The organism is Pseudomonas emilianonis, assembly GCF_023072625.1.
GTDB lineage: Bacteria > Pseudomonadota > Gammaproteobacteria > Pseudomonadales > Pseudomonadaceae > Aquipseudomonas > Aquipseudomonas paraveronii.
Genome location: NZ_JAKNRV010000221.1, coordinates 1 through 8,745 on the forward strand (window position 1 = coordinate 1; position 8,745 = coordinate 8,745).

Below are 8,745 nucleotides of genomic sequence, written 5' to 3' on the forward strand. Positions count from 1 at the left end.
TGGTTTGTTCGCTGGCGGCGCCGCGTTCGCGGGAGATCAGCGCCTGGGCGCCGATCTGCGCCGCTTGCACGCCGTGGTAGGCGTTGGCGGCACCGGACGGTGGGTGGATGGCTTCGACCACCGTGGCGAGAATTTCCACGCCGCTGTCGAGTTTTTGCAGGTCCGCTTGCACGGCGCGACCGATTTCGTCGGCCAGGCCGGTGCGTTGTTCGCCGAGCAATTCGTCGAGGGTACGCGAGGCAAAGTCATGCACGAGGATGCGGCTGGCGGTGCTGCGGATCAGGGTCGGCACATCCGCGCTGTTATAAGTGGCGGCCAGTGCGGCGTGGTCGGTCAGGCCGATACGGTAGACGAAGCGCACATCCATATTGACGATCTGGAAGCTCTGCTTGTCGCCACGGCTGCTGGCGATCACCTGGGATTTGTCATTCACATGGCTGGCGTCCCACAGGCGGTTGGCGATCAGCGGCGCCGGGCCTTCGGCGGCCGCGAGTTCCGGGCTGGCGGCTTCGCCGACGCTGGTCGCCAGCTCATGCACCACGCCGTTTTCCACGTTCAGCACGCGGCCCAACGGCCACGGCAACCCGGCGTGCAGGCCAGGGCCGAAGACTTGCACCGGTTTGCCGAAGCGCTCATAAATCCCACGGCCTTGCAGGGGCACTTCATGCACCCCCGTCAGCGCCCAGCCGACGGCCAGCACCACCACCAGCACCGGCAGAAACGCCCGGCGCATGTAGGTAAACGCCCAGATCTGGCGCAGGTCGATACCGAAGCGGTTGTGCAATTCGTGCTGCAAGGCCTGCAGCGGTTGCGGCGGCCAGCGCAGCAGACCGGCGATAAAACTCTGCGCCATCAAGCGCGGTTCGAGGCGCGGTTGGCGCGGGCTGAACAGCGACAGCACAGCCCTTAACAGAAACTCCAGCGCGACCAGCGCCGGCAACAGCCCGACCAGCGTCGCCAGACGCAGCGGCCACACCGACGCCGCACTGGCAAACAGCAGGCAAATCGCACTGATCAGCAGACAACTAATCGCCACCCGGCTTAGTTGCGCCAACTGCGCGGCTTCCGGCCATTGCGCGGCGGTTTCCTGGGCCAGGCGCCGCTCGAACACTAGCAGGCCAAAGGCCAATGCCAAGGCCAGCGCGGCGCCGATACTTGCGGATTGGCCGACCGCTGCCGCCGGCAAGCCCAGGTTCCAGAACTCAATGATGCTGACCAGCGCGAACAACGACCAACCGCCGAGCCACAACACCGGCGCACCGATCTGGGCCAGCAACCCTCTGCCGAAACGCCCCACCAGGCGCGCCTGCCAGCCGGCGGGTTCGTCCTCTGCTACGAGTAACTCAGGTGCCGACGCTTCCAGCGCCTGGGCACGCCAATCGGCGACCCACCACGCCGACTGCAACCCGGCCACCAGCAACAGCAACGCGGACGCGCAGTTGATCAACACCACCGGCCAGATCGACACCGGTGCAAATAGCGCAACAAACAGCGCCAACACCCAGCCGCTGATGGCCACGGCAGTCAGGCTGATACCGGCTTGCCTCAATCGACGGGCATGGAACAGCCCTTGCTGAAAACGCGGCAGGCCCTCAACCGAAGCGCCGTCAGCTTCTAGATCCACTTGCATCCACTCATGCCCGCTTGTACATAATTCGTTACGATATAACACAATGCGTGAAATTTTTGTTCGTTAAACACCGTCTTTACATGCAACACAGATCCACTGTGGGAGGGGGCTTGCCCCCGATCGCTCTGGGTCAGTTGATGCATGGGTTGGCGGGTCCGCCGCCATCGGGGGCAAGCCCCCTCCCACATTTGTTCTTCATCGCGCTCCGGAGCGTGACTAAACCCCTATAAACACGCGCCATCACTGGTGCAGGCTACGATTAATCGGCACACTCCCGAGCAGTTTTTCGCGGGTCCACGGACAAGGAAGCGTCACCCCCATGATTTCGATCTATCAGCTCAAACCGCGGTTTCAAAACCTGCTGCGCCCCCTCGTGCAGCGCCTCTATGACAACGGCACCACCGCCAACCAGATCACCGTGCTGGCCGGGGTCATCTCCCTGCTGGTCGGACTGCTGATCGCCGGCTTTGCCCAGCACCTCTGGGTGTTTGCGCTAATCCCGCTGTGGATGATCGTGCGCATGGCCCTCAACGCCATCGACGGCATGCTCGCCTGGGAATTCGGCCAGCAGTCGCGCCTGGGTGCCTACCTCAATGAACTGTGCGACGTGATCGCCGACAGCGCGCTGATCCTGCCCTTTGCACTGATCCCCGGCGTCAGCCCGGCGCCGGTGCTGCTGGTGACCTTGCTGGCGGTGTTCAGCGAATACGCCGGGGTGCTCGGGCCGATGGTCGGCGCGTCACGGCGCTACGACGGGCCGATGGGCAAAAGTGATCGGGCATTCGTCCTCGGCGTGCTTGCCACCGGCGTGGCGCTGGGCTGGCTAGGAGCCGGTTGGGTCGACACGGTGATGTGGCTGGTCGCCGCCCTGCTCGCCTATACCCTGGTCAACCGGGTGCGTCAGGGCCTCAAAGAAGAACAACACATTTCCCCTTCTGCATAAGGATTTTGCGATGCGCGAACAGCAAGAACACACCTTCAGTACCCATGATGGCGTCGAGCTTTTCTACCGGCACTGGCCGGCTACCGCCCCAGCGGACGGCGAGCCGCGCAAGGCGATCCTGCTGTTCCATCGCGGCCATGAGCATTCGGGGCGCATCGCCCACCTGGTCGATGAACTGAACCTGGCGCATTTCGACTTCTTCGCCTGGGACGCCCGTGGCCACGGCCAATCTCCCGGCGAGCGCGGCGACAGCCCCAGCTTCGCCACCAGCGCCCGCGACGTGCAGACTTTCTGCGACCACATCGGCGCCACTTACGGTGTCGAGGCCGAAAATATTGCGGTCATCGCCCAAAGCGTCGGCGCGGTGATCGCAGCCACCTGGGTCCACGACTACGCGCCGAAAATCCGCGCACTCGTGCTCGCCTCCCCGGCATTCAAAGTCAAACTGTACGTGCCCTTCGCCCGCCCGGGCCTGGCGCTGATGCGCAAGTTTCGCGGCAAATTTTTCGTCAACAGTTACGTCAAGGCCAAGTTCCTCAGCCACGACCCGGAACGCGTCGCGTCCTACGACAGCGACCCGCTGATCACCAAGGCGATTTCGGTGAATGTGCTGCTCGGCCTGTACGAAGCGGCCGACCGGGTTGTCGCCGATGCCCAGGCGATCCAGGTGCCGACCCAACTGCTGATCTCCGGCTCCGATTTCGTCGTGCATCGCAAACCCCAACAACAGTTTTTCGACCGCCTCGGCAGCCTGAAAAAAGAACTACATATCCTCCCCGGCTTCTTCCACGACACCCTCGGCGAGCGCGACCGCGCCGTGGCCGTGAGCAGCGCCCGGCGCTTTATCCTGCAAAACTTCGCACACCCGCTGGACCACGCCTCGCTGCTCGATGCCGACAAGCTGGGCGCCACCTGCGCCGAATCCGAATCCCTCGCCGCGCCGCTGCCGCGCAATTCCCTGCGCGACCTGTACTGGCGTATGACCCGCGCCAGCATGGGCCTGGGCAAAACGCTGTCAGACGGCGTGAAGCTGGGCTTCGACACCGGTTTCGACTCCGGCAGCACCCTGGACTACGTGTACCGCAACACGCCCACCGGCAAAGGCCGGTTGGGCCGGATGATCGACACCAACTACCTCAACTCCATCGGCTGGCGCGGCATTCGCCAGCGCAAGTTGAACGTCGAAGAGCTGCTGCGCCTGGCCATGACCCAGTTGCGCACAGCGGACCGCGAAGTGCGCATCGTCGATATCGCCGCCGGCCACGGTCGCTACATTCTCGAAGCCTTGCAGGGCGTTTCGCCGCTACCGGAATCGATCCTGCTGCGCGACTACAGCGACATCAACGTGCGCGATGGTGGCGCACTGATTCGCGAGAAAGGCCTGGGGGATATCGCGCAATTCGTCAAAGGCGATGCGTTCGACCGCGCGGACTTGGCGGCGCTGGCGCCCAAGCCGACGTTGGCGGTGGTCTCCGGGCTGTATGAATTGTTTGCCGATAACGCCATGGTCGGCGGTTCGCTGGCGGGCCTGGCCGAAGCCGTGGAGCCCGGCGGTTATCTGGTCTACACCGGCCAGCCGTGGCACCCGCAGTTGGAACTGATCGCCCGCGCGCTGACCAGCCATCGCCAGGGCCAGGCCTGGGTGATGCGCCGGCGCAGCCAGGCAGAAATGGATCAACTGGTGGAAGCCGCCGGTTTCCGCAAGATCACCCAGCGGGTGGATGAGTGGGGCATCTTTACCGTGTCCCTGGCGCAGAAGATCTGAACATGCGCGAACCCGGCCTGTTAAAGCCCGCGTTCCTGTGGCTGTTGCTGTTGGCGCCGCTGTTTTTCAGCACCTATGGCTTTGCCACATGGGTCACCAGCCAGCGCAGCGACGTCGGCACACTGGTGTTCGATTGGGAAACCCACATGCCGTTCTGGGCCTGGACCATCGTGCCCTACTGGACTATCGACCTGCTCTACGGTTTATCCCTGCTGCTGCCCAACAGCCGCCATGAACTGAAGCAACATGCGCTGCGCCTGCTGAGTGCGCAGCTCATCGCCGTGAGCTGCTTCCTGATCTGGCCGCTGCGCTTCACCTTCGAAAGGCCGGAGCTGGACGGCGTGTTCGGCTGGCTGTTCGCCGTGCTGGCCGGTTTCGACAAACCGTTCAACCAGGCGCCGTCGCTGCATATCGCGCTGCTGGTGATCCTGTGGATCATGTACCAACGTCACACCCAGGGCGCCTGGCGCTGGCTGGTACACGGCTGGTTCGCGCTGATCGGGGTTTCGGTGCTGACCACTTATCAACACCACTTTATCGACTTACCCACAGGCGCCCTGGCGGGTTGGCTGTGCGTGTGGCTGTGGCCGCTGGAACACCCGAGCCCGCTGTTGTTGAAAACCTGGAAACCCAAGGATCTGGAGGACCCACATCCATGAGCATGAACATCGGCCAGGCGGCGCGTTCAAGCGGTTTGAGCGCCAAGATGATCCGCTACTACGAATCCATCGGGCTGTTGAAAGCTGCCCAGCGCACCGACAGCGGCTATCGCGTGTACGGCTCCGACGAGTTGCACACCCTGGCGTTTATCAAGCGTTCGCGGGACCTGGGGTTTTCCCTGGAAGAGGTCGGCAAGCTGCTGACCTTGTGGCAGGACCGACAGCGGGCCAGCGCCGATGTGAAGGCCTTGGCGCGCCAGCATATTGAAGAGCTGAATCAGAAGATTCGCGAACTGGGGCAGTTGCGCGATACGTTGCAGGACCTGGTGGAACACTGCCACGGTGATCATCGGCCGGATTGTCCGATTCTCAAGGAATTGGCGTCGGGTGGTTGCTGCGCCTGAAGGAGTAAAGGGTGAACACAAAACCAATGTGGGAGGGGGCTTGCCCCCGATAGCAGTGGACCAGTCAATATAAGTATCGACTGACACGGCGCTATCGGGGGCAAGCCCCCTCCCACATTTAGATCTCCAATTACCTGAAGATCATTCCCACATTTTTAGATCTCCAATTGCCTGAAGATCATTCCCACATTTTTAGATCTTCAATTGCCTGAAGATCACTTCCACACTTTTTAGATCTCCAACAGATTGAAGATCACTGCATCCAAGGCGGCGGCGGTTCTTCCGCTGTTTTGCTCGCGGGGGCATCATCCGCCGCGCGGATCGCCTGGCGCCGTTCGTCATCCAGTCGCGCCGCTTCGATCTCGCGGATCACGCCACCGACATCCGCCAGTTCTTCCGGTTCGTCGAACTCGCCGGTCAAGATGCTGCCAGGGTGCAAGGTGCCGGCTTCGTACAGCGCCCACATTTCCTTGGCGTACTTGGTGGTCTTCAACTCCGGGGCAAAACGCCCGAAGTAGGAAGCCATGTTGCCCACATCCCGCTCCAGCATGCTGAACGCGTGGTTGTTGCCCGCCGCATCCACCGCCTGGGGCAGGTCGATGATCACCGGGCCCGTCGGCGTGAGCAGTACGTTGAACTCGGACAGGTCACCGTGCACCAGGCCGGTACACAGCATCAGCACGATCTGGGAGATCAGGAACGCGTGGTACTCGCGCGCCTGGTCCGGTTCCAGCGTCACGTCGTTCAGACGCGGCGCCGCATCGCCGTACTCGTCGGCCACCAGTTCCATCAACAGCACGCCTTCCAGGAAGTCATACGGCTGGGGCACGCGAACGCCCGCACCGGCCAGGCGGAACAACGCCGCGACTTCGGCGTTCTGCCAGGCATCTTCGGTTTCTTTCTTGCCGAATTTGGAGCCCTTGGCCATGGCCCGGGCCTGCCGGCTGTTACGGACCTTACGGCCTTCCTGGTATTCGGACGCTTGACGAAAACTTCGTTTGTTCGCCTCCTTGTAAACCTTGGCGCAACGCAATTCATTGCCGCAGCGCACCACATAAACAGCTGCTTCTTTACCACTCATAAGTGGGCGCAGCACTTCGTCGACCAGACCGTCTTCGATCAGGGGTTCAATGCGTTTAGGAGTCTTCATCAGCTTTTATTGTGGGTCCTTTATTACCAAACACGCGTATGGCACTCGTTATACGGCAATCGGCTCGCCTCGGGGAGGGGCTAGCGAGCTTTGACCACCGAAGAATGCATCCAATATGCCAGTTTTCCACGCAATTCAACGCTCAATGATCGCCGTCACGCCCTGCCCACCGGCGGCACAGATCGAAATCAGCCCGCGCCCCTTGCCCGCGACGTCCAACAGCTTGGCCAGGTTGGCGATAATACGCCCGCCCGTCGCGGCAAACGGATGCCCGGCGGCCAGGGAACTGCCCTTGACGTTGAGGCGGCTGCGGTCAATCGAACCCAGCGGCGCGTCGAGCCCCAGGTGGGTCTTGCAGTAGTCCGCATCTTCCCAGGCCTTTAGCGTGCACAACACTTGGGCAGCGAATGCTTCGTGGATCTCGTAGTAATCAAAGTCCTGCAGTGTCAGGCCATTCCTCGCCAGCAAACGCGGCACGGCGTACACCGGCGCCATCAACAGGCCTTCGGCACCGTTGACGAAATCCACCGCCGCCGCTTCGCCGTCGCGCAGGTACGCCAGGATCGGCAAGCCGCGCTCCCTGACCCAGGCTTCGCTGCCGAGTAACACCAGGGAAGCACCGTCCGTCAGCGGCGTGGAGTTGCCGGCGGTGAGCGTGCCTTTGCCGCTGCGTTCGAAGGCGGGCTTGAGGCCGGCGAGTTTTTCCAGGGTCAGATCGGGGCGCAGGTTGTTGTCACGGGTGAGCCCCAGAAACGGGGTGAGCAAATCGTTGTGCCAGCCTTCGGCATAGGACGCGGCCATTTTCTGGTGACTTTCCAGGGCCAACTGGTCCTGCTCGGTGCGGGGGATCTGCCAGGTCTGCGCCATCAGTTCACAGTGCTGGCCCATGGATAAACCGGTGCGCGGTTCGCCATTGCGCGGCAGTTCCGGCTTGAGGTGATGCGGACGAAGTTGTAACAAGACTTTTAGTTTGTCCGGCATAGACCGGCTGCGATTGGCCTGCAACAAAATCTTGCGCAGCCCTTCATTCACCCCGATCGGTGCGTCGGACGTGGTGTCCACCCCTCCGGCAATCCCGCATTCGATCTGGCCCAGGGCAATCTTGTTGGCCACCAGCAACGCCGCTTCCAGCCCGGTGCCGCAAGCCTGCTGAATGTCATAGGCCGGGGTTTGCGGCGACAGGCGCGAGCCCAGCACGCATTCGCGGGTCAGGTTGAAGTCGCGCGAGTGCTTGAGCACCGCACCGGCGACCACCTCGCCCAGGCGCAAGCCGTGCAGGTTGTAGCGCTCGATCAGGCCCTCCAGGGTGGCCGTCAGCATCGCCTGGTTGCTCGCTGTGGCATACGGGCCATTGGAGCGGGCGAAAGGAATGCGATTACCGCCAATGATCGCTACACGGCGCAATTGAGTCATGGAAAGCTCCCTGTCGGTTGTGGGGTAAGTCCCTCAGACTAGCCTAGGCTCAATCGAACGACTGCCGCCCCGGGGTGGTCAACCCTTTGAACCCCAGCCTTCGGAGAGCGTTCCATGTCAGACCGTTATATCGACTTCGCCAACTCAAGCCTCGGCCATCGCCTGGTCGCCGCCATTGGCCTGCCGTCACCGGTACGCCTGGAGCGCTGGCAAGCCGGGCGCCTACGCCCGGTCGACGGCGCACTGCTGCTCGGCGGCGGCGCGCTGGCGGCCAAGGTAATGGCGTTTGCCCCTAAACTCACCGAGGCCATTTATAGCTACGGCACAGGGGCACTGGAAGCACCGGCCTGGATTCCCGGGCACGGTCCCAAACTCAAGGCGCTGGTGTTCGACGCCAGCGACTTGCAACACACCGACCAACTCAAGCAACTGCGTGAGTTCTTTCAGCCACTGCTGAAAAATCTCGATCACAGCGCGCACCTGGTGATCCTCGGCCGCGCCCCGGAAAGTCTCAGCGACCCGTTCGCCGCCAGCGCCCAGCGTGCCCTCGAAGGGTTCAGTCGCTCCCTGGCCAAGGAGCTGCGCAACGGCGGCGTGTTGCAATTGCTGTCGGTCGGCCAAGGTGCCGAGGACCAGTTGGAAGGGGCGCTGCGGTTTTTCCTATCGCCCAAAAGCGCCTATATCTCGGGCCAGGTGATTCGTCTGGAAGCGTGCGCCACCCCCGTCGAAGACTGGACGCGCCCACTTGCCGGGCGCAAAGCGCTGGTCACCGGCGAACGGG

The 8,745-nt window shown here is 62.7% G+C and carries 6 protein-coding genes and 2 pseudogenes; 5 read left to right on the forward strand and 3 right to left on the reverse strand.

Features of this window, described 5'->3' with window-relative positions; all coding sequences use genetic code 11:
• Nucleotides 1-1,630: SPFH domain-containing protein (locus L9Z73_RS19885; protein WP_247404459.1), on the reverse strand; the 1,630-nt coding region annotated here is incomplete at its 3' end.
• A gap of 319 nt (nucleotides 1,631-1,949) precedes the next feature.
• Here L9Z73_RS19885 and L9Z73_RS19890 point away from each other — a divergent pair.
• The 4 genes and pseudogenes from L9Z73_RS19890 to cueR all read left to right on the forward strand — a co-directional run bounded on the left by L9Z73_RS19890 (nucleotide 1,950) and on the right by cueR (nucleotide 5,401).
• Nucleotides 1,950-2,573 carry a CDP-alcohol phosphatidyltransferase family protein gene (locus L9Z73_RS19890; protein ID WP_247404462.1) on the forward strand — a complete coding sequence of 208 codons (624 nt, stop codon included), beginning with the start codon at nucleotides 1,950-1,952 and terminating at the stop codon, nucleotides 2,571-2,573.
• 10 nt (nucleotides 2,574-2,583) lie between these two features.
• Entirely contained in the window at nucleotides 2,584-4,338 is a 1,755-nt protein-coding gene (locus L9Z73_RS19895) for a bifunctional alpha/beta hydrolase/class I SAM-dependent methyltransferase (protein ID WP_247404464.1), read from the forward strand.
• Nucleotides 4,339-4,340: 2 nt separating this feature from the next.
• Nucleotides 4,341-4,952 (forward strand): annotated as a pseudogene (locus tag L9Z73_RS19900) (phosphatase PAP2 family protein); the annotation flags it as partial.
• Nucleotides 4,953-4,999: 47 nt separating this feature from the next.
• Nucleotides 5,000-5,401 carry a Cu(I)-responsive transcriptional regulator gene (gene cueR / locus L9Z73_RS19905; protein WP_247404473.1) on the forward strand — a complete coding sequence of 134 codons (402 nt, stop codon included), beginning with the start codon at nucleotides 5,000-5,002 and terminating at the stop codon, nucleotides 5,399-5,401.
• A gap of 253 nt (nucleotides 5,402-5,654) precedes the next feature.
• On the opposite strand, the gene L9Z73_RS19910 is transcribed toward cueR, so the two are convergent.
• Nucleotides 5,655-6,551, reverse strand: a complete 897-nt coding sequence (locus L9Z73_RS19910; RefSeq protein WP_247404467.1) for a PA4780 family RIO1-like protein kinase — start codon at nucleotides 6,549-6,551, stop codon at nucleotides 5,655-5,657.
• A 135-nt stretch (nucleotides 6,552-6,686) separates the two neighbouring features.
• Nucleotides 6,687-7,964, reverse strand: coding sequence for an acetyl-CoA C-acetyltransferase (locus L9Z73_RS19915; RefSeq protein WP_247404470.1), 1,278 nt, complete (start codon nucleotides 7,962-7,964; stop codon nucleotides 6,687-6,689).
• A gap of 114 nt (nucleotides 7,965-8,078) precedes the next feature.
• On the opposite strand from L9Z73_RS19915, the pseudogene L9Z73_RS19920 reads away from it, so the two are divergent.
• Nucleotides 8,079-8,745 (forward strand): annotated as a pseudogene (locus L9Z73_RS19920) (3-oxoacyl-ACP reductase); the annotation flags it as partial.